The sequence below is a fragment of the Pseudonocardia nantongensis genome, from assembly GCF_046546495.1.
GTDB classification, from domain to species: Bacteria; Actinomycetota; Actinomycetes; order Mycobacteriales; family Pseudonocardiaceae; genus Pseudonocardia; species Pseudonocardia nantongensis.
The window spans coordinates 1-26047 of sequence record NZ_JBKGXT010000010.1; the positions used below are offsets into that span (position 1 = coordinate 1).

A 26047-nucleotide genomic window follows, 5' to 3' on the forward strand; every position below is an offset into this window, starting at 1 on the left:
TGGCCACTGGTGATCGGCACAACCATGACTCGCCAACCCGAACCCGGGCGGCACCCACGCTAGGAGCCAGATCACCAGCGGCCAGGATCCCAACCACCGCAACGCGGCAACTGCACCCTGACACTGACGTCCACGCTAACCCTTTCCCTCCGGCCACGCCGCCGGCTCCGCCGGCCGCTCGTCCGGCCACGACGGACGCGGCCCCTGCCGCTGCGGCCGGCCCGGCGGTAGGTTCATCCGGTGGCCAGCCGCGAGGTCGTGATGGTGCAGGTCCCGGGACCGGAGGGGGCCCGCGAGGTCCGCCTGACCAGCCCGGACAAGGTCGCGTTCCCGAAACTCGGGATCACCAAGCGGGAGGTCGTCGAGTACTACCTCGCCGTCGCCGAGCCGATGACCCGGGCCTGCCGGGACCGGCCGACGAACCTCAAGCGGTTCAACGACGGCGTCGACGGCGAGCCGTTCTTCGTCAAGCGGGTGCCCAAGGGGGCACCGGACTGGGTGCGGACCTGCACGGTGACGTTCCCCAGCGGCCGGACCGCGCAGTCCGTCGCGATCACCGAGCCGGCCACGATCGCCTGGGCCGCCAACCTCAACACCCTCGACTTCCACCCGTGGCCGGTCCGCTGCGCCGACACCGACCACCCGGACGAGCTGCGGATCGACCTGGACCCGCAGCCCGGCACCGACTTCGCCGACGCCGCGGCCGTCGCCGCCGTGCTGCGCGAGGTCCTGGACGAGGCCGGCCTGACCGGGTGGCCGAAGACCTCCGGCGGGCGCGGGCTGCACGTGTTCGCACCCGTCCGGCCGGAGTGGGACTTCGTCGAGATCCGGCACGCCGTGATCGCGATCGCCCGCCGGGTGTGCCGGCGGATCCCGGAGCGGGCCACCGTGGACTGGTGGAAGGAGGAGCGTGGCGAGCGCGTCTTCCTCGACTTCAACCAGGCCGCCCGGGACCGCACGATCGCCTCCGCCTGGTCGGTGCGCGGGCTCCCGGACGCGACCGTGTCGATGCCGCTGAGCTGGGACGCCGTCGGCGAGGTCGATCCGGCCGAGTTCACCCTGCGGACCGTCCCCGAGCTGCTGGCGCGGCACGGCGACCCGCATGTGGACGCCGACGACCACCGCGGCGGCTGCGAGACCGCCCTGCGGTGGTACGCCGAGGACGAGGCCGAGCTCGGCGTCGCGGAGATGCCCTACCCGCCCGAGTACCCGAAAATGCCGGGCGAGCCGATGCGGGTACAGCCCAGCCGGGCGCGGAGCGCGAAGGGCGCCGGGGGCTGACCCCTGCGCGGGCTCACGCCTCCTGCCGGACGGCGCGGACGCGCGCTACCCCCGGTGCCTGTCGACAGGTACACCAGCGTCGTCGTTCCATGAGCGAACTTCCGGCGTGTACCCCTCGACGCCGCGGGTGCGTCCGGCTGCCGCGGAGGACCGGTCAGGTCTCGCCGCGCTCGCGCGCCCGCTTGCGGCGCTTCCCCTCGTGCATCGCCTGCACCCGCGGCACCGGGATGCGGTGCCCCTCCTCGATCACTGCGACCGGCAGCGTCCCGGGCTCCGGGCGCAGCTCCCGCCACGGATCCGCGGCCCCCGGCATCCTGGCGGCCCCCAGGATCCCGGCGACCGTGGTCACGGTGATCCCGGCCGGGGCGACGTCGTCCAGCTCGTCCCAGGAGACCGGGAAGGACACCGGCAGCCCGGGCCGGGCCCGCGGGCTGTAGGCCGCGACCAGCGTCGCGCCGCCGGCCCGGGTCGGGTCCAGGAACACCCGGCCGCCGCGGTCGTCCCGGATGAAGGCGGTGGTCGCGACGTCCGGGTCCAGGGTGGCGGCTCGGGCCGCGATCGCCCGGGTGGCGGCGAACGCCGAGTCGATCCCGATCGGTGTCGCCAGCGGCACCACCACGTGCAGGCCCCTGGCCCCGCTGGTCTTCACCGCGGCGTCCAGGCCGATCCCGGACAGCGCGCGGCGCACCAGCCGGGCCACCTCGACGACCCGGGTGAACGGCCCGCCCTCGGGCGGGTCCAGGTCGACCACCAGCTCGTCGGTGACGTCGGCGCCGTGCGGGACCAGCGTCGGGTGGAACTCGATCGCCCGCTGGTTGGCGAACCACAGCAGCGTCCGCCGGTCGGAGCACAGCGGGTAGTGCACGGTGCGCTGCGAGGCCTGCGCCCAGACCGGGATCGTCGGTATCCAGTCCGGCGCCCCGCGGGGCAGGTTCTTCTGCATGAACGGCGGCTGCCCCGGTCGTGCGCGCACCACGGACAGCGGCCGCCCGGCCAGGCCCGGCAGCAGCCGGTCGGCGAGGGCGTCGAGGTGATCGACGAGCTCCCGTTTGGTGACGCCTGCGTCGTCGAACACCGGCGCGTCCAGGTTGGTCAGCTCGACGCCGTCGCGGACCTCGTCGACCTCCCGGCGCGCCATCAGGGGCCGCCGATGAAGCCGCGTTCGTCCAGCCAGGCCCGGGCGACGTCGCGGGGGACCCGTCCCTGCGCGGAGACCTTGCTGTTCAGCGACAGGATCGTCGAACGGTCCAGCGCCCCGGACAGCGTGTCCAGGATCCGCGCGACCTCCGGGGCCTGGTCGAGCACGTCCTTGCGGATGGTCGGCGCCGCGTTGTCGGTGACGTGGTAGCCGCGGTCGTCGTCGAGCACCCGGAGCCCGAGCCCGGGGATCCGGCCGTCGCTGGTGCCGACCTCGCCGAACTGGCACACCCCGTCGGCGGTCGACCGGTGGATCAGTCCGGCGTCGAGCACCTGGATCCGGTCCGGCGGGATCTCGAAGCCGTACGCCTGCTGCAGGCCCCGCAGGCCGTCCTCGCGGGAGCTGTACTCGGCCTCCACACACACCGTGCCCGGCCGGCCGGAGCGCAGGTAGGCGGCCATGTCGCTGATCGTGTGCAGGTTCAGCCGGGCCGAGGTGGACCCGTCCACGGTGAAGGCGTGGGTGTTCTCGAACCCGGTCGGCCGCAGCCAGGCGATGCCGTTCTCGGCGAGGTCCCGCTCCCGCAGCTCGCGCAGCACCTGGTCGTCGGGCAGCCGGTGGGTCCCGGGCAGGAACGACGCCCACGCCGTCCCGGTGTACTCCCAGTACAGCGAGATGTCCCCGGAGAGCAGCGCCTGCCGGGTGACGTCCGACCCGCCGATGCCGCAGCGATCGGTCACCGACGCCCCGGCCGACTGCAGGCCGGTGATCGTGATCTGGCAGAGCAGCTGCTGCTCGTCGCCGTTCTTCGAGCCCACCACGTAGGTGTGGCCGGACAGGTCGGCCTGACGGGCCAGCGAGCCCGGGGCGGCGCCCGGCCCGGTCGACGACATCCCGCACGCCGCGGTGAGCAGCGCGGTGGCGAGCAGCAGCGCGAGGAGCGGGATCCGGCGAGCGGTCACGGGGGCGTCCCGAGGTCGTGGGGGAGAGGTCGTCAGCGGATCACGGATCGACGCCGGGTGCAACGGGCGCCGCACACCGGCGGGCCCCGCCCCCACACGGTGCTCGTGCGGGAAACGGGGCCCGGTCGCGTGCGTGGCCCCCTCAGTCTCAGCTCAGCCGATGAAGCCCTGCTCCTGCAGCCACGTCCGCGCGACCTCACGCGGGTCCTGGCCGTAGGACGACACCTTGCCGTTCAGGTCGAGCATGGTGTTGTAGTCCAGCGCCCCCGCGATCGGCGCCAGCACCTGCCGGATCTCCGGCTTGGCGTCGTAGACCTCCTTGCGGACGATCGGGGCGGCGTTGTAGGTGACGTGGTACTTCTTGTCGTCCTCCAGCACCTTCAGACCCAGGCCGGGGATCCGGCCGTCGGTGGTGAACACCAGGCCGAACGTGCAGTCCCCGCGGTTCGTGGCCTCGTAGATGACGCCGCTGTCGAGCACCTGCAGCCGGTCCTGCGGGATCTCGAAGCCGTAGGCCTGCTGCGCGCCGCGCAGGCCGTCGTCGCGCGAGTTGTACTCGGTCTCGACACACACCGTGCCCGGCTGGCCGGACTTGATGTACTCGGCCATGTCGGTCATCGAGTTGAGGCCGGCCTCCTGCGCCTTCTGCCCGTTGACGGCGAACGCGTAGGTGTTGTTGAAGTTCGCCTTCTCCAGCCAGACGAGCTGGTTCTCCTGCAGGTCACGCTCGGCCACCCGGCGGTAGAGCTCGTCGTCGTCCGGGATCCGCTCGGTCTCCTTGAAGAACGACGCCCACGCGGTGCCGGTGTAGTCCCAGTAGATGTTGATGTCACCGGAGAGCAGCGCCTGCCGGTTCACGTCCGTGCCGCCGATGTTGCAGCGGTCGGTGACGGCGCCGCCGGCCGACTCCAGCGCCGCGACGGTGATGTGGCAGAGCACCAGCTGCTCGTCGAAGTTCTTGCCGCCGACGACGTAGTCCTGGCCCTCCAGGTTGCCGGCCTCGGCCAGCGACCCGCCGGACGCCGAGGGGCCGCTGCCGCTGAGTCCGCCGCAGCCCGCGAGGGCGACAGCCGTGACCGCCGCCATCGCCGTCAGGGCGATGCGCCGGGATCGTCCGAATCTCACGTGTCCTCCAGGGGTGCGCGGTACTACGGGGTGTGGGAAGCGGGGTGTGTCCGACGGATCGGCTCTAGCTGCGGCGCACCGCGTACTCGGCCAGGCCGGCCAGCCAGTCCACGATCAGCGCCAGCGCCGCGACGATCGCCGCGGCGACGATCGTGCCGGTGGGGCGGCCGAGCTCGAGCATCCCCTTGATCGGCAGGCCGAGACCGCCGGCGCCGATCCAGGTGGCCAGTGCCGCGGTCCCGACGTTGAGGACCAGCGCCACCCGCACGCCCGCGACCATGACCGGGGTGGCCAGCGGCAGCTCGACCTTGAACAGCGTCTGCCGGGCGGACAGGCCGATGCCGCGGGCGGCCTCGATCAGGAAGCGGTCCACCTGCTGCAGGCCGACCACGGTGTTGGTGAGCACCGGCAGCAGCGCGGCCAGTGCCAGCGCGACGACCGCGGTCGGCAGGCCCAGCCCGAGCGGCGAGAACGCCAGCAGCACGATCACGCCGAACGCGGGCAGCGCCTGCATGAAACCGGTGAAGGCGAGCACCGGACGCTGGATCCGGCGGGCCGCCGGGCGGCTGATCGCGATCCCGGCCGGGATCGCGATCACGATCACGACCAGGGTCGACAGCCCGGTCAGGACCAGGTGCTCCCAGAGCCGCAGGCCCAGCTCGCCCGGGTTGATCACGGAGCGCTCGACGTCGTCGAGGCCCTGGCTCGCCGCGTAGAGGAGCACCAGGCCCAGGCCGACGACGGCGATCAGCGGGTTGACGACCAGCGACCGGTCGAACCGTGGCCGGGACCGGCCGGACGCGGCACCGGTCCCGTCGCGGACCGGGTCGGCGGCGGGGGCGCTCACGCCTGGGCCTTCGTCTTGAGGCCCTCGACGAGATCCTTCCACCACAGCGCGCCCTGAAGCTGCTGCTGGTCGTCGACGACGGCGACCAGCTCGGTCTGCGAGTCGAGCATGACGTCGACGGCGTCGTAGACGGTCCCCGAGTGCGGCACCGTGACCAGCCGCGGGAGCTGCTCGGTGCCGGGCAGGTAGGCCCAGCGCAGCGGCCGGCCCTCGGCGTCGACCTCGTAGGTCGGGGCGCCGTTGCGCTCGCCCGTGCCGTCCAGCCCCACCGTCTGCAGCTCCAGGCGGGACAGCTCCAGCAGCGACAGTCGGCGGACCGCCGCGCCGGAGCCGACGAACTCGGCGACGAACTCGTTCGCCGGATGGGTGAGCACGGTGTCCGGGGTGTCGTACTGCTGCAGCGTGCCGCCCGGCCCGAAGACCGCGATCCGGTCGCCCAGCTTGACCGCCTCGGACAGGTCGTGGGTGACGAAGCAGATCGTCTTGGCGATCTGCTGCTGCAGCTCCAGGAACTCGTCCTGGAGCCGCTCGCGGGTGATCGGGTCGATCGCCCCGAACGGCTCGTCCATCAGCATCACCGCGGGGTCCGCGGCCAGGCCGCGGGCGACCCCGACACGTTGCTGCTGGCCGCCGGAGAGCTGGCGCGGGTAGCGGTCCCGGTAGTCCTTGGGCTCCATCCCGACCAGGTGCAGCAGCTCGTCGACCCGGGCGGTGATCCGGTTCTTCTCCCAGCCGAGGATCTTCGGGACGACCGCGACGTTGTCGCCGATCGTGAAGTGCGGGAACAGGCCGACCTGCTGGATCACGTAGCCGATCTGGCGGCGGAGCTGGTCGGCGTTGACCGTGGTGACGTCGTCGCCGTCCAGCAGGATCCGTCCGGTGGTCGGCTCGATCAGCCGGTTCATCATCTTGAGGGTGGTCGTCTTGCCGCAGCCGGAGGGTCCGATGAACATCGAGATCGTCCCTTCCTGGACCTCGATGTTCAGTTCCTGCACCGCCGGGGCGGTCGCCTTCGGATAGATCTTGCTGATGCCTTCGAGGGCGATCATCGGCTTGCCGGAGTCAGACACGGATCCCCCTCGGGGTGGTGGAGCGCTGCACGATCCAGAACACGAGTTCGTACACGGCAGCCACGACGAGGCAGCCGAGCGTGGCCGCCAGAACCTGGTTGAACGAGTTGACCGAGCCGATCCGCCGCAGGCCGAGGAACAGCGACGAGCCGAAGCCGGGACCGTTGATCGCGCCGGCGACGACCGCGATCCCGACGATGATCAGGACCGCGACCCGGATGCCGGACAGGATCACCGGCCAGGCCAGCGGGAGCTGGATGCTGAGCATCCGGCGGACCGGGCCCATGCCCATGCCGCGAGCGGACTCGAGCACCGCGTCGTCGACCGAGGACAGGCCGGCGACAACGTTGCGCAGCACCGGGTAGATCGAGTACAGGGTCAGGGCGAACACCGAGGGCGCCACCCCGATGCCGAGCAGCGGCTGCAGCATGCCGAACAGCGCGATCGACGGGATCGTCAGCGCCGCCGAGCCGGCGATCAGCAGGGCCTCGCGGGAGCCGATGCGTACCGGCTTGCTCCACGAGTCCGGGGTCAGCTGGTTGGTGTGCAGCAGGGTGCCCGCGACCAGCGAGATGGCGGAGGCGATTCCGACCGCGATCAGGACCAGCAGAAAGTGCTGCTGGCCGTAGAACACCAGCGTGTCGAGTTGAGATCCGACATAGCTGAAGAAATCCACCGTGCTCCTTCCGCCGGGATCCCGTGCCCGCCGAGCGGGGCACCACCGGTCTGGTGCACCACCGGTCCTGCTGCACCACTCGTCGGCCGGTGCCACCGGCGTTACACGTCCGCGCCGGGTGCCTCCGGTCGCCGCGGGGAGCCCGGCCACCGGGCACGACCTGCGACGACCGCACCGCCGAGCGGGACTCTAGTCGCAGGATCTGCGCGAGGTAAGCCATCGGCCCGATTCGTGACTCGGTCGTGCCGGAATCGGGAAACGATTCGACCGAACTGTCGCCGCAGGTCGTGGCCCCCGATCCGTGCGGATCCCGCAACCACTCCGGAAACCGCGGATACGGAATCGTGACCTTCGGGGTCGGGTTCGTCACGCCTGCCCGATACCGAGGTGCCCCGGACGGTGCAGCCGGTTACGGAGGGCAGACCACGTCCTCGGCGGGGGCACGGCCCTCCAGCAGGGCCCGGTCGACGACCGCGGTGACGCACGGGGTGCGGGGGTAGGCCCCGGTGCCGGCGCCCTGCCAGCGAACCAGCCGCCCGCCGCCCAGCTGCTCGGCGGTCCGCTCCGCACCGCTCTGCGGGGAGCGCGGATCCCGGGCGGTGCCGATCACCAGCACCGGTGGCGGGGGAGCGGCGCCCGGCGCGCCCGGGGACTGCGATGCGGACGTCCCGCCGGAGGGCCAGGGCCCGCAGGTCACCAGCTGCTGCGCGGCCGCGACCCCGAACAGGTCGAACCGGGCACCCCACTGGCCGGCCAGGTCGGCGGCCTCGCCGGGGGTGGTCCGGACCCGGCTGTCGTTGCAACGGGTGGCCAGCGCGGCGTCGAAGGAGCCCGGTGACCCGTCCGGCGGGCCCGGTCCGCCGGACCGGAGCAGTCGGGCCGGGCCGGCCGGGTCGCCGGCGACCGCGGCGGCCAGCGCGGCGGTCAGCTCCGGCCACCGGGCGGGCTGGGAGAGCAGCGTGCGCACCGCGTGCACGGTGGAGCCGGCGGTGACGGTGTCGCCGTCCCCGACCGGGAGCGCGGTACCGGAGAGCCGGTCCAGCAGCCCGCGGACGGTCGCCCGCGGATCGGGCCCGAGCGGGCAGGCCGGGCCCGCGGTGCAGGCGGTGGCGAAGGCGTCGAACGCGGCCTCGGCCGACGCGGTGGCCGCCTCGGTGCGGGCCGGGTCGTCCAGGGTGGGATCGCCCGGGCCGTCCAGCACCACCCGGCCCGCGGCCTCCGGGTGCGACGTCACCCACTGCGCGGCGGCGTCGGCGCCGTCGCCGACCCCGACCACGTTCAGCCGGGCCGTGCCGAGCGCGCTGCGCAGCGCCTCCAGGTCGTCCGCGGTGGAGGCCGCCCGGAAGCTGGTGAGCGTGCCGGACAGCATCAGGTAGCAGTCCTGCACGATCGCGCGGGACCGGGCCAGCAGCCGGTCCATGGTCGCGGTGTCGGCGCTCGTCGGGTCGGCGTCGACCAGGGCCGCCCGGGCGTCCGGGGGTGCGCAGTCGAGCAGGTCGGTGCCGCTGCCGCGGCGGTCCATCCCGATCACCTGGTAGCGCGCGAGCACCTCGTCGGGCAGCTGCGCGGCCAGTGTCGCGGCGGCCCGGGACGACCCGTCGATACCGGTGTCGCCCAGCACGACCAGGGCGGGCAGGTCCTCCGGTGCGCCGGGCCGGGTGATCCGGGTCAGCCCGAGCCGGGCCGGGCCGAGATCCGGCCGGGCCCGGTCGGCGGCGACGGTGAGCCGGCCGCAGCCGGCGGCCAGGGCCCGGTCCTCGGGCGGCTCGGTGCCGCTCGCGGCCAGCCCGGCGAGGACCTCGGCGGTGCAGTCGGTGAACGTCGGCCCGCCGCGGACCGGGTCGGTGTCGGGCAGCGCGTCCGGGTCTGCCGGTGCCGCCGCGGGCGGTGGCGGGGGTGCGGGCAGGTCCTCGCCGCGCACCGCGACCGGCGGGCGCAGCGAGGGGCCGACCGAGCAGCCGGCCAGCAGGACGGTGCAGAGCAGCGCCGCGAGCGCGGTGCCGCACCACCGGACCACCCGCTGCCCCCTCGTCGTGCCCGCCGTCCGCGTCCCGGGCCCGGACGCACCGGGCCACCGGCGGGTCAGTCTGCCCGCCGGTGGGTGAGACGCCGGTGAGGAGGGTGCGCCCGCGCCCGGGTCAGCGGGCGGTCCAGCCGCCGTCCTGGGTGAGCGAGCTCCCGGTGATCGAGTTCGACGCCGGCCCCCACAGCAGCGCGGCCAGCTCGGCGGTCTCGGCCGGCTCGATCAGCCGCTTCACCGCGACCGGGGTCAGCATGATCTTCTCGACGACCTCGTCCTCGCTGATCCCGTGCGCGGCGGCCTGGTCGGCGATCTGCGCCTCGACCAGCGGGGTCCGGACGTAGGCGGGGTTGATGCAGTTGCTGGTGACGCCGTGCTCGGCCCCCTCCAGTGCGGTGACCTTGGACAGCCCCTCCAGGCCGTGCTTGGCCGAGACGTAGGCCGACTTGTACGGGCTCGCCCGCAGGCCGTGCGCGCTGGAGATGTTGACGACCCGGCCCCAGCCGCGGCCGTACATGTGCGGCAGCATGCGCCGGACCAGCCGGAACGGCGCCTCGAGCATGATCCGGAGGATCTGCGAGAACATCTCCGGGTCGAACTCCTCCAGCCGGGAGACGTGCTGCCGGCCGGCGTTGTTGACCAGGATGTCCACGTCGGCGGGGAGCCGGTCGACGGCCGCGAGATCGGAGAGGTCGCAGCCGATCGCCTCGACGGCGCCGTACTCGGCGGCCAGCGGCTCGACCTTCCCGGCGTCGATGTCGACGACGTACACGGCCGCGCCGTCGTCGGCCAGGCGGCGGGCGACGGCCGCACCGATCCCGCTGCCGGCCCCCGTGACCAGGGCCTTCTTCCCCTGCAGTACCGGACTCATGTCGCCGACCGTACGGTGCCGGTCCGGCTCCTCGGCTATGAGGCGGGTCACGCCACCCGGGGCCCGCGGTCCGGTCGGCCCGAGTCCAGTTCCAGTCGGACGGCGACGGGCAGGTCCGCCAGGCCCAGCGAGTCGCGCACCTGGGTGAGCACCTCGGCGTCCAGCCGGCGGCAGACCTCGGCGACGGTGTCGGCGAGCGAGCCCTCGGCGTCGTCGTCGACCCAGATCACGGCCCGTACCGCGGGCCGGGCGGCGCTGCCGACCATCCGGGCCCGGGCCCGGCTGACACCGGGCAGCGCGAGCGCGCCCCCGGCGACGGCGTCCGCCGCGGCCGAGGCGTCGATCCGGATCTCGGTGCCGGCGCCGTCGTCGACGACGAGGTCGGGCCGGCTCTCCGGGCGCAGTGCGCGCGCGGCCCAGAGCAGGCCCAGCAGCACGAGTAGCAGGCCGGCGACGACCGCGACGATCCGGGACACCAGCGGCTGCGCGGTCAGCACCTGGACCGCGATCGGGTCGAGCACCGGGCGCAGCCGACGGTCGGCCCCGAACACGCCGGAGACCAGCAGGATCGTCAGCACCCCGGCGACCAGCAGCACCAGGCCGACCAGGGTGAGGCCCCAGCGGGCGCCGCCGGCCGAGCGGGCCTGGGCCCGCCGGGCGGTGCGGGTCGCGCGACGGGAGCCCCCCCCGGGCGGCGCCGGGTCGGGTTGCGCGCCGGAGGCCTGCGGGGTGGGTGCGGTCGTGACTGCCGTGCTCGTGCCGGGGGCGGGCCCCGGATCGGCGTCGGTGCTCATGTCAGCGGACCCCCTCGGTTCGGGCACGGTCCGGGGCGCCCCGGACCGTGAGTCGTGGCCGCCGGGCCAGCGGCAGCCCGTCCAGCACCGCGGTGGCGGCGGTGCGAGCGCCGTCCTGGGCCGCCGTGTCGTCGCGGCCGCTGGCCCGCACCGTGACCGCCCGGGCGGACGCGGTGACCGACGCGGCGGTGACCGGGTCGGCGGCGCGGACGTCGCGGCCGACGATCCGGGCCAGCACCCGCGGCGCGGTCACCACGGTGAGCCCCGGCGACGGCGAGGTCAGCCGGACGTCGTGCCGCCGGGCGAGCAGCGCGACCAGTAGCAGCACCCCCCCGACGACGGCGGCGGCGATCGCGACGGCGAGCACCGGACCGGCGGTCCAGAGGGTGTTCCCGGCCGTCGTGCGCCAGTCCCGCCAGGGGACCAGCAGACCGGCCGAGCCGGTCCCGGCGCCGGTCCAGGCGGCCGCGACCTCGACGACGATCAGCGCGCCGAGCACGGCCACGGCCAGGCTGACCAGTGGTGCCAGCACGCGGAGCAGGACCCGCATGGCGAACCTCCCTGCGGTGGTGGATGGGACGTCAGGAGACGCGGCCGCCGCCGCGCGGGGCGCGGTCGGGCTGCAGCGCGTCGACCTCGACGACGAACGAGCGCAGCCGGTGCCCGGTCATCCGGCGCAGGTCGGTCGCGACCCGTTCGCGGATCTCGGCGACCGCGGCCCGGACCGGGCCCGGGTAGACCAGGGTCAGCGAGAGCCGGATGTCGACCTCGCCGCCGGGCCGCGGGGTGATCTTCGCGCTCGGACCCGCCTCGCCCATGCCGAGCCCGGCCACGGTGCGGGTCCGGTGCCGGGTGGCCGGTGCGGTGTCCGCCGCGTGCTCGACGATCTTGCGCAGCACGGCCGGGTCGACGTCCAGCCGGCCGCGCTCGTCCGGCTCGGGCGCCGTGCCCGTGCTCGGGACGCCGGTCTCGGTGGTCACCGGTCGCGGCCCCGGCCGAGGACGCCGCTGACGTCCAGATCCCCGTCGAGCCACCGGCCGACCAGCAGGCCGATCGCGCCGAGCACGAGGGTGATGACGAAGGCGTCGAAGCCGCCGGTGGCGCCCGCGATGCCGAGCAGGAGACCGGCCAGCAGGCCGGTCCGGGTGGCGTTCATGAGGTCTCCAGGAGGAAGGGGTGTCAGGCGTGGCCGTCGGGCCGGTCCGGGCGGTCCACCCGCGGACGGCTCCGCCGGCGGGCCGTGCGGATCAGGGCGACCAGGACCCGGGTGGGCAGCGGCAGGTCCGGGACGATCTCGATCGGCCGGTCGTAGCGCCGGTCGTCGACCGGCCCGTACCGGGTGTGGCCGGCCCGGTCGCCGGTGCCCGGTCCGGGGTCCTGCCCGGCGGCGATCGCGCGGTAGCGGGCCAGGCCGTCCCGGAAGACCTCCGGGTCGCCGCCGCGATCCGGGTGGTGGGTGCGGACGAACGAGCGGTAGGCGGCGCGCTGCTCAGGGCTGAGCCCCGGGGCGGCGTCCGGTCCGTCCATCCGCACCTCACTCGTCGTCACGGGCCGGCCGGGACGGTGTCGCGCCCCGCCGTGTCATGCCCTGCCGTGTCGCGCCCCGCGGTGTCGTACCCGGTGTCGACGTCGGCCACGGTGACGTCGACCGCGCAGCCACCGACCAGCGGCGACAGCGTCCGGCGCAGGGATGCGACGGTGGCCGGGATCGGCCGGTCCAACCTGAGCACGACGCCGATCTCGACCGGTTCCCCCGGGCCGCCCACGTGCACGCCGACCAGCCGGCGCCCGGGCAGCCAGGTGGCGACGGCGCCGAAGGTACCGCCGTGCAGCCGGGCCACCGACGGGTGTGCGGCCACCGCGTCCGCGACCAGCTCGGCCAGCGCCTCCGGTGCCGGCTGCCCGGCGGCCGCCGCGGTGCCGCCGGTGGCGTCGTCCACCGGGGTCACTCCACGACGCGGCCGGACTGCGCCGGCGCCGGGGCGGGGGCCTCGTCGCCGTCGTCGTCGGACGCCATGTGGATGTCGTTGACGGCGATGTTGACCTCCACGACTTCCAGCCCGGTCATCCGCTCGACGGCGCCGATCACGTTGCGGCGCACCGCCTTGGACAGCTCGGCGATGGAGACGCCGTACTCGACGACGATGTCCAGGTCGACCGCGGCCTGCTTCTCGCCGACCTCGACGGCGACCCCGGCGACGTTCGTCGCGCCGGTCGAGCTGCCGCCCGGGATCCGCTCGCGCAGGGCGCCGAACGCGCGGGAGGCGCCACTGCCCATCGAGTACACGCCGGAGACCTCGCGGGCCGCGATGCCGGCGATCTTCTGCACGACGGATGCCGCGATCGAGGTCTTGCCCTGGCCGGTGTCGGCGCCGAGTCGGGGCGCCGGGGCGTCGCCGGAGGTGGTGGCGGGGGTGCTGGAGGTCATCTCTCGCTCCTCTCCCGGCGCGGGCGCCGGAGGATCGATCGTGCGGTCCCTCGTGTGATGCCCAACGGAACGGGGGTCTCACGGTGGTTCACTCGTTCGGCGGAAATGCCCTGGGATGCGGCGGGCGGCGCGCGTGTGATCAGGGTGCCGCCGCCCGGGTGTGTTCCCACAGGCTTACCTCACTTATGGTGAGCGGAGCCGCACCACCGCCCGTGCTCGTGTGGCAGGACCTGGCGCGCCGCGCGTGCCGAACCGAACAGGGAGAGCGCAGCGACGTGACCGTGACCGGGAGCCCCCCGACCTCGTCACCCGTGGCGCCACGGGCGTCGGGCGCGTTGCGCCGGCGCCGGCTCCTGGGGCTGGCGGCGTTGGCCGGCGCGCTGGTGCTGGCCCTGCTGGCCAGCATCGCGATCGGGACCAAGATCATCCCGCTGAACGAGGTGGGATCCGCGCTCGTCGCGCCGACCGGCACCGAGAACGACGTGGTGATCCGCTCGCTGCGGATCCCGCGGACGGTGCTCGGGGTGCTGGTCGGGATCGCGCTCGGCCTGGCCGGGGCGCTGGTGCAGGGCTTCACCCGCAACCCGCTGGGTGACCCCGGGTTGCTCGGGGTGAACGCGGGTGCGGCGCTGTTCGTGGTCGCCGGGATCTACCTGTTCGGCGTCGGCTCGCTGTTCGGCTACGTCTGGTTCGCCTTCGCCGGCGCGCTGGTCGCCAGCGTCGCGGTCTTCCTGATCGGCACCCGCGCGCCGGGTGGCGCGACGCCGGTGTCGCTGGCGCTGGCCGGGGCCGCGATGAGCTTCCTGATGCAGGCGCTCACGTCGGCGATCGTGCTGCTGGACGAGCCCAGCCTGGACGCCTACCGGTTCTGGGTGGTCGGGTCGCTGGCCGGGCGGGACGCCGACGTCGCGGGGCAGGTCGTCTGGTTCATCGTCGCCGGTATCGTGCTGGCGCTGGCCAGCGCGCCGGCGCTGAACGCGCTCTCGCTCGGCGACGACGTCGCCGCCTCGCTCGGGCACTCGGTGCGCCGGACCCGGCTGGTCGGTGTCGTGGCGATCACGCTGCTGGCCGGCGCGGCCACCGCGGCCTGCGGGCCGATCGTGTTCCTCGGGCTGATCGTGCCGCACGTGGTGCGCGCCTTCACCGGCCCGGACCATCGCTGGTTGCTGCCGGCGTCCGGGCTGGCCGGCGCGGTGCTGCTGCTGCTGGCCGACGTCGTGGGCCGGGTGGTGGCCCGGCCAGGGGAGCTGCAGGTGGGGATCGTCGTGGCGGTGCTGGGCGGACCGTTCTTCATCGCCCTGGTGCGGCGCCGCAAGCTGGGGGCGGTGTGAGCGCCCCGGCCCGGGAGCGCACCCCGTCCGGGCCCGCGGTCGTCGCGGGGCGGCGCCCGCTGCGGGTCGGGCCGGTCTCCGGTGTGCTGCGCGTCCGGCCGCTGGTCGTGCTCGGCGCGTGTGCCGCGGTGCTGCTGCTCGCCGCGGCCACCAACATGGGTCGCGGCGACTACCCGATCGGGATCACCGACGTGCTGGCCACCCTGTTCGGCGGCGGCGACGCCGGCCAGCAGCTGGTGGTGCTGGAGCTGCGGTTGCCGCGCACGCTGACCGGTGCGCTGGTCGGCGGGGCGCTCGCCGTCTCCGGTGCGATCCTGCAGTCGGTCGCCCGCAACCCGCTCGCCAGCCCGGACATCATCGGCGTCCAGTGGGGCGCCAGCGCCGCGGCGGTGTTCGTGATCGTGCTCGGCGGCGGCGTGGCCGGCGTCGGCGGGATGTTCGCCTCGCTCGGCATCCCGCTCGCCGCGCTGATCGGCGGGCTGGTCAGCTCGACGCTGGTCTACGTGCTGGCCTGGCGCAGCGGGATCCAGGGCTACCGGCTGGTGCTGATCGGGATCGGCATCCAGGCGGTGCTGGTCGCGGCGGTGCAGTACCTGCTGACCGTCGCGCAGGTCTACCAGGCCGCGCAGGCCCAGGTCTGGATCAACGGCAGCCTGAACGCCCGCAGCTGGGACGACGTGGCGCCGGTGGCGATCGCGATGGCGGTCCTGGTGCCCGCCGCGCTGATCCTCACGCACGTGCTGGGCGGGCTGCGCTTCGACGACGACACCGCCCGCGGCCTGGGCATCCGGGTGGACGGGGCGCGCACCGGCCTGCTGCTGGTGTCCGTCGGCCTCGCCTCGGTGGCCACCGCAGCGGCCGGCCCGATCGCGTTCGTCGCGCTGGTCAGCCCGCAGATCGCGCGCCGGCTCTGCCGGGTCGGCAGCCCCCCGCTGGGGGTCTCGCTGATGCTCGGCGCGGCGCTGACCGTCCTCGCCGACCTGATCGCCCGGACCGCGCTCGGCTCGGTCGAGCTGCCGGTCGGCATCGTCACCGCCGTGATCGGCGCCCCGTACCTGCTCTTCCTGCTCGCCCGCGCCCGTCAGGAGGCCCGTGCATGACCGTGCACCCGACCGTCGACACCCCGGTCCGCCGCGCCGATCCCGGAACGGTCCGGCTGCGCGCCGAGGAGCTGTCTCTCGGCTACGGCGACCGGACGGTCGTCGAGAACCTGGACCTGGACGTCCTGCCCGGCTCGGTGACCACGGTGATCGGCCCGAACGGCTGCGGGAAGTCCACCGTGCTGCGCGCGCTGGGCCGGCTGCTGCCCGCCCGGAAGGGCCAGGTGCTGCTGGACGGCAAGCGGATCGACAAGACCCCCACCAAGGAGGTCGCCCGGGTCCTCGGGATCCTGCCGCAGTCGCCGCTGGCGCCGGAGGGCCTGACCGTCGCGGACCTGGTCGCCCGCGGCCGGCACCCGCACCAGGCCTGGTACCGGCAGTGGTCGGCGGACGACGAGCGCGCCGTGGACGATGCGCTGAGCTGGACCGGGCTGGGCGACCTGGCCGACCGCCCGGTCGACGAGCTCTCCGGCGGCCAGCGGCAGCGGGCCTGGCTCTCGATGGCGCTGGCCCAGGAGACCGACCTGATGCTGCTCGACGAGCCGACCACGTTCCTCGACCTGGCCCACCAGGTCGACGTGCTGGAGCTGGTCCGGCGGCTGCAGTCCGAGGCCGGGCGCACCGTCGTCATGGTGCTGCACGACCTCAACCTGGCCGCCCGCTACGCCGACCGGCTGGTCGCGATGAAGGACGGCCGGATCGTCGCGGCCGGGGACCCGGCCGACGTGCTGACCGAGAGCCTGCTGGCCGAGGTGTTCGAGTTGCGGGCGCGGGTGATCCCGGACCCGGAGACCGGCACGCCGCTGGTGGTGCCGAGCGCGCATGCGCGCACCTGAGGACCCGCCGTACCTCGCGACCCGGGCGGTGCACGCCGGGAACGAGGTCGACCCCGGCACCGGGGCTATCCGCAGGCCGATCGTCGCGGCGAACTCCTACGCGCTGCCCGACGACCCGTCCGGACTGGACTGGTCCGGGACCGACACCGCGCTCTACACCCGCAACGGCGGGGCCAACCAGGGCTGGCTGGAGCAGAAGCTCTGCGCGCTGGAGGACCCGTCCGGGGTGACCCCTGGGGGCTGCGCGGCGGTGGCGCTGGCCTCCGGCGTCGCGGCGCTGCACGCGGTGTTCTTCACGTTCCTGCGCTCCGGGGACCACGTGGTCAGCTCGGACGTCACCTACGTCGCCACCCACCGGTTGCTCGCCGAGCTGCTGCCGGAGCGCTACCGGATCACCGCGACGCTGGTCGACTCGGCCGATCCGGAGGCGGTGCGGGCCGCGATCCGGCCGGAGACCCGGCTGGTGCACGTCGAGACCCCGGCGAACCCGACCACCCGGATCACCGACACCGACGCCGTCGCCGCGATCGCGCACGAGCACGGGGCGCTGCTCTCGGTGGACGCCACGTTCGCCACGCCGGTGCTGCAGCGGCCGCTGGAACGTGGTGCGGACCTGGTGGTGCACTCGCTGACCAAGTACATCAACGGGCACGGCGACGCGATGGGCGGCGCGGTGCTCGGCCGGCACGAGCTCGTCGACCGGATCCGGGCGGACGCGATGGTCGACGCCGGCGGCGTGATCAGCCCGTTCAACGCCTGGCTGATCATGCGGGGTTCGATCACGCTGCCGATGCGGATGCGCGCGCACTGCGCGTCCGCACTGCAGGTCGCGCGGTTCCTCGAGGCGGACCCGCGGATCGCCTACGTGGCCTACCCGGGCCTGGCCTCGCACCCGCAGCACGAACTCGCGACCCGCACCCTGGACGGTGGCTACGGCGGGATGCTCGCCTTCGCCCTGGACGGGGGCCCGGAGCTGCAGAACCGGTTCGTCGCGAACCTGCGGGTGATCACCTCGGCGGTGTCGCTGGGCCACGACGAGTCGCTGATCGTGCACGTCGCGGGCTCGGACGACGACCCCCGCGGCCGGCGCTTCCCGCCCGAGTTCCGCCGCTACGGCCACCTGCGCCTGTCCGTCGGCCTGGAGGACCCCAGGGACCTGGTCGCGGACCTCGAGCAGGCGCTGTCGCGCCCGTGAGTGGTTATCGCGGTCCTGACCGCGATAACCACTCACGGGGCGTCAGCCGATCAGGCTGCGGCCGATGATCTCCTTCATGATCTCGTTCGTGCCGCCGTAGATCGCCTGCACCCGGCCGTCGACGAAGGCGCGGGCGATCGGGTACTCGAGCATGTAGCCGTAGCCGCCGTGCAGCTGCACGCACCGGTCGACCACCCGGTTCTGCAGGTCCGAGCACCACCACTTGGCCTTGGCCGCGTCCGGCACGGACAGCTCGGACTCCACGTGCTCGCGGATGCAGCGGTCCACGAAGATCCGGGCGATGGACACCTCGGTGTCCATCTCGGCCAGCTCGAAGCGGGTGTTCTGAAAGTTCGACACCGGGCGGCCGAAGGCCTTGCGCTCCTTGGTGTAGTCCACGGTCATCCGCAGCGCGGCCTCGGCGCCGGCCACCGAACCGGCGGCGATCGACAGGCGCTCCTGGGCCAGGTTCTGCATCAGGTAGACGAAGCCCTGCCCGACCTCGCCGAGCCGGTTGGCGTCGGGCACGCGGACGTCGGTGAACGACAGCTCCGCGGTGTCCTGGGCCTTCATCCCGACCTTCTTCAGGCGGCGTCCGCGCTCGAACCCGGCCATCCCGCGCTCCACCGCGAACAGGGTGAACCCGAGGTGCTTGGCGTCCGGGTCGGTCTTCGCCACGACGATCACCAGGTCGGCCAGGATGCCGTTGGTGATGAACGTCTTGGACCCGTTGAGGATCCAGTCCCCGTTGTCGTCCTGCTTCGCGTTGGTCGCGATGCCCTGCAGGTCCGAGCCGGTCCCGGGCTCGGTCATGGCGATCGCGGTGATCATCTCGCCGGAGCAGAACCCCGGCAGCCAGCGCTGCTTCTGCTCGTCGGTGCACAGCCGCAGCAGGTAGGGCTGGACGACGTCGTTGTGCAGCGGGAAGCCGACGCCGCTGGCCCCGGCGCCGATCAGCTCCTCGTCCAGGACCGCGTGGTACCGGAAGTCGTCGACCCCGCCGCCGCCGTACTCCTCGGGCACGCCCATACCGAGCAGCCCGGCCGCACCGGCGGTGGTCCAGATCTCGCGGTCGACCTGCCCCTCCTCCTCCCAGCGCTCGTGGTGCGGGGTGATCTCCTTCGCGATGAAGGTGCGGCACAGGTCCCGGAACGCGTCGTGTTCGTCGCTGAAGATCTCGCGTTGCATGGTCGGGAGTCTCACATACCCGCCGGTAACCACGGACGGCCTCGCGTGCCTCCGATGTCCCGCGCGGGCCGGTAGCGTGCGCCCGGTGAACCTCGTCGACGCCGTCGCCAACACCTGGGACCGGACCGTCGTCGGGCGGCTGGCGGACCTGCGCCGGATGCCGCGCGACGCCGTCGTCGGGTCCCCGGCCGGGATCCTCTACAGGTACCGGCCGCTGTCCGGCGTCGACCCCTCCGGCGGAGCCCCGGTGCTGCTGGTCCCGCCGCTGGGTGCCCCGGACTTCGCCTACGACCTGCGCCGCGGCTGCTCGCTGGTGGAGCACCTGCTGCTCGAGGGCCGCACGGTCTACCTGGTCGACTACGGCCCGATGTCGTTCGGGGACCGGTCGCTGGGCATCGAGCACTGGGTCGACGAGCTGATCCCGCGGGCGGTCCGCCAGGTCGCCGACGACGAGGGCGCCGACGCGCACCTGGTCGCCTGGTCGCTGGGCGGGATCTTCGCGCTGCTCGCCGTGGCCGCCGCGGCGCAGGCGCGCCGCCCGCTGCCGGTGCGGTCGGTGTCGGCGATCGGGACGCCGGTGGACATCTCCCGGGTGCCGCTGGTGGCGCCGCTGCGCCCGCTGGCCGAGGTCGCCGGGGGCCGGGTGGTCTCCTCGATCTACAAGGGGGTCGGCAGCTTCCCGGCGCCGATGGTGAGCTGGGCGTTCCACCTGACCGCGGTGGACCGGCTGGTCACCCGGCCGCTGGCCGTGCTGTCCCGGCTCGACGACCGGGACTGCCTGGCCCAGATCGAGGCCGTCGACCACCTGATGAACAACATGCACGGGTACCCGGGCCGGGTGTTCGGGCAGATCTTCCACCTGCTGCTGCGCAGCAACGACCTCGCTGCCGGCGGGCTGCGGCTGGACGGCCGCGACGTGGAACTGGCCGACGTCGACGTGCCGGTGCTGGTCGTCGCGGGCCGGGACGACGTGATCGCCCCGCTGCAGGCCGTCCGCCGGGCGGTCCCGCTGCTGACCGGGAGCACGGAGGTCCGGTTCAGCACCGCCCCCGGCGGTCACCTGGGCGTCCTGACCGGGCGCCGGGCGCGGGACACCACCTGGCCCGAGCTGGATCGGGCGCTCGCCGACTGGGACGGGACGGCGGCCGGGGACCGGGACGGCGAGCCCGCCGCCGGCGCCTGACCCGCGCCGTTCCCGCGGCACCGGGCGGGCGCCGGTCCTTGACCTGCTAAGTCAGTAAGTGATTTAGTCACTTTATGAGCGCGACGGAGACGCTGTCGGAGCGGCTGGCCGACGACATCATGGGGATCATCCGGTCCGAGGGCCTGACGCCGGGCGACCAGCTGGCGTCCTCCCGGGATCTCGCGAAGCGGTTCGAGGTCACCACCCCGACCGTCCGCGAGGCGCTGCGCCGGCTCGAGGCCACCGGGGCGGTCGAGTTCCGGCACGGCTCCGGCACCTACGTCGCCCCGGGGGCGGACCGGAGGCTGCTGGCCAACCCGCACCGCCCGGCCGGCACCCGCGAGGGCGCCCTCGAACTGGTCGAGGCCCGGCTGGTACTGGAGCCACCGATCGCGGCCGCGGCCGCCCGCACCCGGGACGCCTCCGGGTTGCGGATGCTCGAGAACAGCGTCAGCAACGCGCTGCACCCGCCCCGGGGCGACCTCCGGCCGGCGGTGCACTTCCACGTCGCGCTCGCCGCCACCAGTGGCAACACGCTGCTGCGGGAGACCGTCGAGGCGCTGCTGCACGTCCGGGCCCGGCAGCAGATCGAGATCCGGCACCGCTACGACGACCGCGAACGCGACCACGAGGAGCACGTCGCGCTGCTCGCGGCCGTCCGCGACGGCGACCCGGACCGGGCCGCCGAGCTCACCGTCGCGCACCTGGAGTCGATCCGGACGGCGGTGCGGGCATGAGCACGCGCCGGCTGGCCGGGATGACGACCGTCGAGGCGGCCGCGGCCGTCGTCGACAGCCCGGTGGTGCTGCTGCCGGCGGGCGCCTTCGAGCAGCACGGGCCCGGGCTTCCGCTGGCCACCGATCTGATCCGGGCCGAGGCGGTCGCGGACCGGGTCGCGGACCGGCTGGCCGGGCAGGCCGTGATCGGGCCGTCGCTGCCGGTCGGGGTCTCGCCGCACCACCTGGGGTTCGCCGGCACGGTGAGCCTGTCCACCGCGACGTTCGCCGCGGTCGTCCGGGACTACGTCGACGGGCTGTACCGGCACGGCTGGCGGAAGGTCCTGGTCGTCACCGGGCACGGTGGGAACGACGCCACGCTCGGCACGCTCGCGCAGGACCTGCTGGCCGAGCGGCCGGACCTGCAGTTCGCCTGGAGCCCGCTCACGCCGCTGGCCGCCGACGTGGTGGCCGCGGCCGGGCCGCCCGAGGTGAGCGGGCACAGCGGCGCGGCCGAGACCGCGCAGATGCTGGCGCTGGCCCCGGAGCTGGTGCACACCGACCGGCTCACCGCCGGCACCACCCGGTTGTCGGAGCTGGACCCGCTGGCCGGGCTCGCCCGCCGGCGTGGCGGGCCGAAGCTCACCGTGGGCTACGACCGGCTGTCCGGCAACGGGGTCCTCGGCGACCCGCGCCGGGCCACGCCCGAGCACGGCGAGGAGATCGTCGCCGCGATCGTCGAGAAGATCACCGACTTCGTCACGGCCTGGCTGAAGGCCTGACCCGACCGCACTCCGACCACCCTCCCGCCCGCGGGCACCGTCCGGTGTCCCGCCGACCCGTCCTGCCCTGGCGCGACCGGGGGAGGGCGGCCACCGGCCGTCGACGACGCCGACCGAAGGGGACCAGCATGTCCGGAACGACCCGAGCGCGACGCCTCGCGGGCGCCGCGGCCTGCCTGGCCGTGACCGCGGCCTGCCTGACCACCGCCGCCGCGACCGCGGCGGCCGGTACCGGCCCCGCGAGCCGCGCCGGATGCGACGCACCGGCCCCGCACGAGCCGGGGACGACGGCCGTCCGCACCGTGGACAGCGGCGGGATCGCGCGCTCCGTCCGCGTGCACCTGCCGCCGGGCTACACCGCCGACCGGGAGTGGCCGGTGGTCCTGGTCTTCCACGGCCGCGGCAACAGCGGCGCGGAGACCGAGGGCTTCTCCGGGCTGTCCGGGCTGCCGGCGATCGTCGCCTACCCGGACGGCGTCCCGGGTGGTGAGGGCAAGCGGTCCTGGCAGGGCGCGCCGTACTCCGCCCCCGGCGTCGACGACGTCGCCTTCACCGCCGACCTGCTCGACGACCTCGGCTCCGGGCTCTGCGCCGACCCGGACCGGGTGTACGCGACCGGCAAGTCCAACGGCGGCGGCTTCACCGAGATCCTGGCCTGCCGGATGCCGGGCTGGATCGCCGCGATCGCCCCGGTCGCGGGCGCCTATTACCGGGCGGGCGAGCCACCGTGCGACCCCGGACGTCCGATCCCCGCGCTGTTCGTGCACGGCACCGGCGACGCCACGATCCCCTACACCGGGGACCCGGAACGTGGCCTCCCGCCGATCCCGGACAAGGTCGCCGAGTGGGCCGGGCGGGACGGCTGCCGCCCGGACCCGGTGAGCCGGCGGATCGAGCCGGACGTCACCGTCTCGACCTGGCCGGGATGCGCCGGCGGCGCCGCGGTGGAGCACGTCGCCGTCGACGGCGGCGGCCACACCTGGCCGGGCGCGACGGCGTACTCCGGCGGCGGTGCCACCACGCAGACCGTCCGCGCGGCCGAACTGGTCGGCGGCTTCTTCGGGCTGGGACGCTCGTGAGCGCGCCGACCGGCCAGTCCCGCCGGGAACCCGGCACGCAGCAGGAGCTGCCCCGGATCGTCCGCGCGATGGCCGTCGTGGAGCGGGTGGGCAACGCGTTGCCGCACCCGTTCTGGCTGTTCTGGGTGTTGTCGGCGATCCTGGCCGTGATCAGCGCCGGCCTCGCCGCCGCCGGGGTGTCGGTGATCGGCCCGGACGGCGAACCGGTCGCGGTGCGCAACCTGCTCTCCGGCGACGGCCTGGCCATGGCCGTCTCGTCGATGATCGACAACTTCGCCGAGTTCCCGCCGATGGCCACGATCGTCACGGTGATCATGGGTGTGGCGGTCGCCGAGCGCAGCGGCCTGCTCGCCGCGGCGATGCGCGCCGGGGTGGCGCGGGTCCCGGCGTCGCTGGTGGTGTTCGCGGTGGCCTTCGCCGGCACCGTCTCGCACGTCGCGTCGGCCGCCGCCTACGTCATCCTGGTGCCGCTCGGCGGGCTCGCCTTCCGCGCGGTCGGCCGCTCGCCGATCCTCGGCATCGTGGTGGCCTACACCGCGATCGCGTCCGGCTACGACGCGAGCCCGGTGCCCACCCCGAACGACGCGATCTTCGCCGGGATCAGCACCGCCGCGGCCCGGATCGTGGACCCGGCGGTCGTCGTCTCGCCGCTGAGCAACTGGTTCTTCAACATCGCCTCGTCGGTGGTGCTCGCGCTGGTCATCACGCTGATGACCCGGCTGGTGCTGAGCAGGCGGCCGGACCTGGACGTCGACCCGGACGCTCCGGATGACGACCTGTACCGGCTCGCGCTGGAGCCGGCCGAGCGGTCCGGGCTGCGCCGGGCCGGCTGGACGCTGCTCGCCTTCCTGGTGCTGCTGGCCGCGGTGGTGCTCCCGGCGTGGTCGCCGCTGCGCGGTGCCGGCGGGTCGATCGTCGAGTCCCCGCTGATCGAGGGCGTCGGCGCGGTGATCGCGCTGCTGTTCGGTCTGCTGGGGATCGTCTACGGCACCCGTGCCGGGTCGATCACCTCCGCGGCCGACGTCCCGAAGCTGATGACCGAGGGCATCAAGCAGATGGCCCCGGTGCTGGCGCTGTTCTTCGCCATCGCCCAGTTCCTCGCCTACTTCGACTGGTCGCACGTCGGGGACGTGCTGGCGGTCGTCGCCGCGGACGGGCTGCGGACCACCGGCATCCCGCTCCCGGTGGTGTTCCTGATGGTGCTGGCCGTGCTCACCGTGGTGAACGTGATGGTGACCAGCGGGAGTGCGATGTGGTCGATCGCCGCACCGGTCCTGATCCCGATGCTGATGCTGGTCGAGGTGCCGCCGGAGACCACCCAGGCGCTGTTCCGGATCGCCGACTCCGGCTCCACCGCGATCACGCCGATGAGCCCGTACTTCGTGATGGCGCTCGGGTTCCTGCAGCGCTATCGCAGGGATGCGGGGATCGGGACGCTGGCGTCGTACACGCTGCCGTTGGCGGTGGCGATGACCGCGGTCTGGACGCTGCTGTTCCTGGCCTGGTGGGCTCTGGGGATCCCGCTCGGGCCGGGTGCCCCGGTGCGCTGAGCGGACATCGGCGCTGAGCGGAGCTTGCGGAGCGAACATCGGGGCTGGGCGCGGGGACGCGCGATCCGGGGCGGTCGGGGAGAATCGCGGTGTGCGCTACCTCGACGGCCTCGGGTCCACCGGCAAGCCCTGGTCGGTGATCGGGCTCGGCACCTGGCAGTTCGGCTCGAGCGAGTGGGGCTACGGCGCGGGCTTCGCGGAGGAGGCGGCCCGGATCGTGGCCCGGGCCCGGGAGCTCGGGATCACCGTGTTCGACACCGCCGAGCTGTACGGCTTCGGCCGCAGCGAGCGGATCCTCGGCGACGCCCTGCGCGCGGCGGGCAGGACGGACGATGTCGTGCTCGCCACCAAGTTCCTGCCGGTGCTGCCGCTCGGGCCGGTGCTGCAGCAACGCGCGGTCGCCTCGGCGGAGCGGCTCGGGGCGCCGACCCTCGACCTCTACCAGGTGCACAAGCCGCATCCGGTGCTCGGTGACACCTCGGCGATGCGCGGGATGGCGGGGCTGAAGCGGGTCGGGCTGGTCCGCGACGCCGGCGTCTCGGCCTACTCGCTCCGCCGCTGGCAGGCCGCCGACGCCGCGCTCGGCGCCCCGGTGCTGTCGAACCAGGTGGAGTTCAGCCTGCTGAGCCGCGAGCCCGCGGAGGACCTGGTTCCCTTCGCGGCGGCGCACGACCGGGTCGTCATGGCCTACAGCCCGCTGGCCCAGGGCCTGCTGAGCACCCGCTACGACGAGACGCACCGGCCGTCGAACACGGTCCGGCGCAACACCGCCTGGCTGCCGGAGAACCTGCGTGCGCTGCGGCTGTTGCACGACGCGCTGCGCGAGGTGGCCGCGGCGCACGACGCGACGCCGGCGCAGGTCGCGCTGGCCTGGGTGGTGCACCACCCGAACACGGTCGCGATCCCGGGCGCGTCGAGCGTGGCGCAGCTGGAGTCGAACGCGGCCGCCGCCGACCTGGCCCTGACCGCTGACGAGCACGAGAGCCTGACGGCGGCCGCCCGGCGCGTGCACCGGAGCACCGGCCCCCGTGCCTACCCCGCCATGGTCAGAGACGCTCTCCGCCCCTGACCCGGCCCCGCGTCGTCGAAGCAACGCGAGGTGGGCGGGGGCTGGCGTCAGCGGATGTTCTCGCGGAGGAAGGCGAGGGCGCGGGTCCAGGCGATCTGCGCCTGCTCGGGGTCGTAGGTGCCCATGAGGTTCTCGTCGTTGAAGAAGGCGTGCCCGGCCGGGTACTGGTGGATCTCGGGCTTGCGGCCGGACTCGCGCTCGATCCGCTCGGCGAGCGCCTCCACCGAGGCCGGGTCGGCCATCTGGTCGTCGCGCCCGAAGTGGCCCTGCACCGCGGCGGTCAGCTGCCCGAAGCTCGGGTAGTCCTCCTTGAGCACGCCGTAGAACGGCACGGCGGCGCTCACCTTGTCCGGCTGCTGCGCGGCGAGGACGAGCACGAACCCGCCGCCCATGCAGAAGCCGATCGAGCCGACGGTCGACGAGGTGACGGCGTCGTGGTCGAGCAGGTACTGCACGGCGCCGCCCAGGTCGGTGGCCGCCTTGTCGACCGGCAGCTCGCCCATCAGCTGCCCGGCCTCGTCCGAGTCGTGCGTGGTCCGGCCGCCGTAGAGGTCGGGGGCGAGCGCGACGAAGCCCTCGGCGGCGAGCCGGTTCGTCACGTCCACGATGTGGTCGGTCAGGCCCCACCACTCCTGGATGACGACCACGCCCGGCCCGGAGCCGGACTCCGGCAGCTTCAGGTAGCCGTGCGCGGTACCCCCATTGCTGGGAAAGGTCACGTTCTGCGCGGGGTTCTCGTTGCTGTGTGTCACGGGCGCGATGACATCACGGTCCGATGCGGATCGCTCGCCGAGCGAGGCTTGCCG

General features: G+C 74.2%; 28 protein-coding genes. 11 read left to right on the plus strand and 17 right to left on the minus strand.

What is annotated here, in order from left to right; translation table 11 throughout:
* Positions 1 to 261 precede the first annotated feature (261 nt).
* On the plus strand, positions 262 to 1281 hold the full coding sequence (ligD, locus tag ACLFMI_RS12455) for a non-homologous end-joining DNA ligase (RefSeq protein ID WP_410948145.1): 1020 nt from the start codon (positions 262 to 264) through the stop codon (positions 1279 to 1281).
* Between the two features lie 154 nt (positions 1282 to 1435).
* Here ligD and ACLFMI_RS12460 read toward each other — a convergent pair whose 3' ends face one another.
* The 15 genes from ACLFMI_RS12460 to ACLFMI_RS12530 all read right to left on the minus strand — a co-directional run bounded on the left by ACLFMI_RS12460 (position 1436) and on the right by ACLFMI_RS12530 (position 13212).
* Positions 1436 to 2419 carry a DNA polymerase domain-containing protein gene (locus ACLFMI_RS12460; RefSeq protein WP_410947975.1) on the minus strand — a complete coding sequence of 328 codons (984 nt, stop codon included), beginning with the start codon at positions 2417 to 2419 and terminating at the stop codon, positions 1436 to 1438.
* Complete coding sequence (locus tag ACLFMI_RS12465) at positions 2419 to 3381, minus strand: glycine betaine ABC transporter substrate-binding protein (protein ID WP_410947976.1); 963 nt, start codon at positions 3379 to 3381, stop codon at positions 2419 to 2421. Before ACLFMI_RS12465 ends, ACLFMI_RS12460 begins: the two co-directional genes overlap by 1 nt.
* A gap of 153 nt (positions 3382 to 3534) precedes the next feature.
* Positions 3535 to 4506 (minus strand): glycine betaine ABC transporter substrate-binding protein, encoded by a 972-nt coding sequence (locus ACLFMI_RS12470; RefSeq protein ID WP_410947977.1) that lies wholly within the window; start codon positions 4504 to 4506, stop codon positions 3535 to 3537.
* A gap of 64 nt (positions 4507 to 4570) precedes the next feature.
* Positions 4571 to 5353, minus strand: a complete 783-nt coding sequence (locus ACLFMI_RS12475) for an ABC transporter permease (RefSeq protein ID WP_410947978.1) — start codon at positions 5351 to 5353, stop codon at positions 4571 to 4573.
* Positions 5350 to 6423 (minus strand): ABC transporter ATP-binding protein, encoded by a 1074-nt coding sequence (locus tag ACLFMI_RS12480; RefSeq protein ID WP_410947979.1) that lies wholly within the window; start codon positions 6421 to 6423, stop codon positions 5350 to 5352. The genes ACLFMI_RS12475 and ACLFMI_RS12480 overlap by 4 nt, the downstream gene beginning before the upstream one ends.
* A complete protein-coding gene (locus tag ACLFMI_RS12485) occupies positions 6416 to 7099 on the minus strand; it encodes an ABC transporter permease (protein ID WP_410947980.1) in 684 nt (227 codons plus the stop codon). Before ACLFMI_RS12485 ends, ACLFMI_RS12480 begins: the two co-directional genes overlap by 8 nt.
* A gap of 409 nt (positions 7100 to 7508) precedes the next feature.
* Entirely contained in the window at positions 7509 to 9116 is a 1608-nt protein-coding gene (locus ACLFMI_RS12490; protein ID WP_410947981.1) for an alpha/beta fold hydrolase, read from the minus strand.
* A gap of 121 nt (positions 9117 to 9237) precedes the next feature.
* Positions 9238 to 9990: a 3-hydroxybutyrate dehydrogenase gene (locus ACLFMI_RS12495; RefSeq protein ID WP_410947982.1), complete on the minus strand. Its 753-nt coding sequence runs from the start codon at positions 9988 to 9990 to the stop codon at positions 9238 to 9240.
* Positions 9991 to 10037: 47 nt separating this feature from the next.
* A complete protein-coding gene (locus ACLFMI_RS12500) occupies positions 10038 to 10784 on the minus strand; it encodes an alkaline shock response membrane anchor protein AmaP (RefSeq protein ID WP_410947983.1) in 747 nt (248 codons plus the stop codon).
* Position 10785: 1 nt separating this feature from the next.
* On the minus strand, positions 10786 to 11334 hold the full coding sequence (locus tag ACLFMI_RS12505; protein ID WP_410947984.1) for a DUF6286 domain-containing protein: 549 nt from the start codon (positions 11332 to 11334) through the stop codon (positions 10786 to 10788).
* Between the two features lie 31 nt (positions 11335 to 11365).
* Positions 11366 to 11764 carry an Asp23/Gls24 family envelope stress response protein gene (locus ACLFMI_RS12510; RefSeq protein WP_410947985.1) on the minus strand — a complete coding sequence of 133 codons (399 nt, stop codon included), beginning with the start codon at positions 11762 to 11764 and terminating at the stop codon, positions 11366 to 11368.
* The gene (locus ACLFMI_RS12515; protein WP_410947986.1) at positions 11761 to 11940 is read right to left on the minus strand and encodes a hypothetical protein; all 180 of its coding nucleotides are present in this window, start codon (positions 11938 to 11940) and stop codon (positions 11761 to 11763) included. The genes ACLFMI_RS12510 and ACLFMI_RS12515 overlap by 4 nt, the downstream gene beginning before the upstream one ends.
* Before the next feature lie 23 nt (positions 11941 to 11963).
* Positions 11964 to 12311, minus strand: coding sequence for a hypothetical protein (locus tag ACLFMI_RS12520; RefSeq protein WP_410947987.1), 348 nt, complete (start codon positions 12309 to 12311; stop codon positions 11964 to 11966).
* A 17-nt stretch (positions 12312 to 12328) separates the two neighbouring features.
* Positions 12329 to 12724: a hypothetical protein gene (locus ACLFMI_RS12525; protein ID WP_410947988.1), complete on the minus strand. Its 396-nt coding sequence runs from the start codon at positions 12722 to 12724 to the stop codon at positions 12329 to 12331.
* 5 nt (positions 12725 to 12729) lie between these two features.
* On the minus strand, positions 12730 to 13212 hold the full coding sequence (locus ACLFMI_RS12530) for an Asp23/Gls24 family envelope stress response protein (RefSeq protein WP_410947989.1): 483 nt from the start codon (positions 13210 to 13212) through the stop codon (positions 12730 to 12732).
* Positions 13213 to 13493: 281 nt separating this feature from the next.
* Between ACLFMI_RS12530 and ACLFMI_RS12535 the strand changes: the two genes are divergently transcribed.
* The 4 genes from ACLFMI_RS12535 to ACLFMI_RS12550 are packed head-to-tail and all read left to right on the plus strand — an operon-like array spanning position 13494 to position 17674.
* Positions 13494 to 14543: a FecCD family ABC transporter permease gene (locus tag ACLFMI_RS12535; protein ID WP_458788583.1), complete on the plus strand. Its 1050-nt coding sequence runs from the start codon at positions 13494 to 13496 to the stop codon at positions 14541 to 14543.
* Positions 14540 to 15643 (plus strand): FecCD family ABC transporter permease, encoded by a 1104-nt coding sequence (locus tag ACLFMI_RS12540; protein WP_410947991.1) that lies wholly within the window; start codon positions 14540 to 14542, stop codon positions 15641 to 15643. The genes ACLFMI_RS12535 and ACLFMI_RS12540 overlap by 4 nt, the downstream gene beginning before the upstream one ends.
* A complete protein-coding gene (locus ACLFMI_RS12545; protein WP_410947992.1) occupies positions 15640 to 16479 on the plus strand; it encodes an ABC transporter ATP-binding protein in 840 nt (279 codons plus the stop codon). Before ACLFMI_RS12540 ends, ACLFMI_RS12545 begins: the two co-directional genes overlap by 4 nt.
* Positions 16466 to 17674: a trans-sulfuration enzyme family protein gene (locus ACLFMI_RS12550; protein WP_410947993.1), complete on the plus strand. Its 1209-nt coding sequence runs from the start codon at positions 16466 to 16468 to the stop codon at positions 17672 to 17674. Before ACLFMI_RS12545 ends, ACLFMI_RS12550 begins: the two co-directional genes overlap by 14 nt.
* A gap of 42 nt (positions 17675 to 17716) precedes the next feature.
* Here the strand turns inward: ACLFMI_RS12550 and ACLFMI_RS12555 are convergent, their stop codons facing one another.
* Positions 17717 to 18862 (minus strand): acyl-CoA dehydrogenase family protein, encoded by a 1146-nt coding sequence (locus ACLFMI_RS12555; RefSeq protein ID WP_410947994.1) that lies wholly within the window; start codon positions 18860 to 18862, stop codon positions 17717 to 17719.
* An 85-nt stretch (positions 18863 to 18947) separates the two neighbouring features.
* On the opposite strand from ACLFMI_RS12555, the gene ACLFMI_RS12560 reads away from it, so the two are divergent.
* From ACLFMI_RS12560 to ACLFMI_RS12585, 6 genes are all read left to right on the plus strand, one after another.
* Positions 18948 to 20045: an alpha/beta hydrolase gene (locus tag ACLFMI_RS12560; protein ID WP_410947995.1), complete on the plus strand. Its 1098-nt coding sequence runs from the start codon at positions 18948 to 18950 to the stop codon at positions 20043 to 20045.
* A 74-nt stretch (positions 20046 to 20119) separates the two neighbouring features.
* Positions 20120 to 20782, plus strand: coding sequence for a FadR/GntR family transcriptional regulator (locus ACLFMI_RS12565; protein WP_410947996.1), 663 nt, complete (start codon positions 20120 to 20122; stop codon positions 20780 to 20782).
* On the plus strand, positions 20779 to 21543 hold the full coding sequence (locus ACLFMI_RS12570) for a creatininase family protein (protein WP_410947997.1): 765 nt from the start codon (positions 20779 to 20781) through the stop codon (positions 21541 to 21543). The genes ACLFMI_RS12565 and ACLFMI_RS12570 overlap by 4 nt, the downstream gene beginning before the upstream one ends.
* A gap of 128 nt (positions 21544 to 21671) precedes the next feature.
* A complete protein-coding gene (locus ACLFMI_RS12575) occupies positions 21672 to 22622 on the plus strand; it encodes a CE1 family esterase (protein WP_410947998.1) in 951 nt (316 codons plus the stop codon).
* A 68-nt stretch (positions 22623 to 22690) separates the two neighbouring features.
* The gene (locus ACLFMI_RS12580) at positions 22691 to 24172 is read left to right on the plus strand and encodes an AbgT family transporter (RefSeq protein ID WP_410948146.1); all 1482 of its coding nucleotides are present in this window, start codon (positions 22691 to 22693) and stop codon (positions 24170 to 24172) included.
* A 91-nt stretch (positions 24173 to 24263) separates the two neighbouring features.
* Positions 24264 to 25241, plus strand: a complete 978-nt coding sequence (locus ACLFMI_RS12585; RefSeq protein ID WP_410947999.1) for an aldo/keto reductase — start codon at positions 24264 to 24266, stop codon at positions 25239 to 25241.
* Positions 25242 to 25288: 47 nt separating this feature from the next.
* On the opposite strand, the gene ACLFMI_RS12590 is transcribed toward ACLFMI_RS12585, so the two are convergent.
* Positions 25289 to 25993 carry a dienelactone hydrolase family protein gene (locus ACLFMI_RS12590; RefSeq protein ID WP_410948000.1) on the minus strand — a complete coding sequence of 235 codons (705 nt, stop codon included), beginning with the start codon at positions 25991 to 25993 and terminating at the stop codon, positions 25289 to 25291.
* Positions 25994 to 26047: the final 54 nt, after the last annotated feature.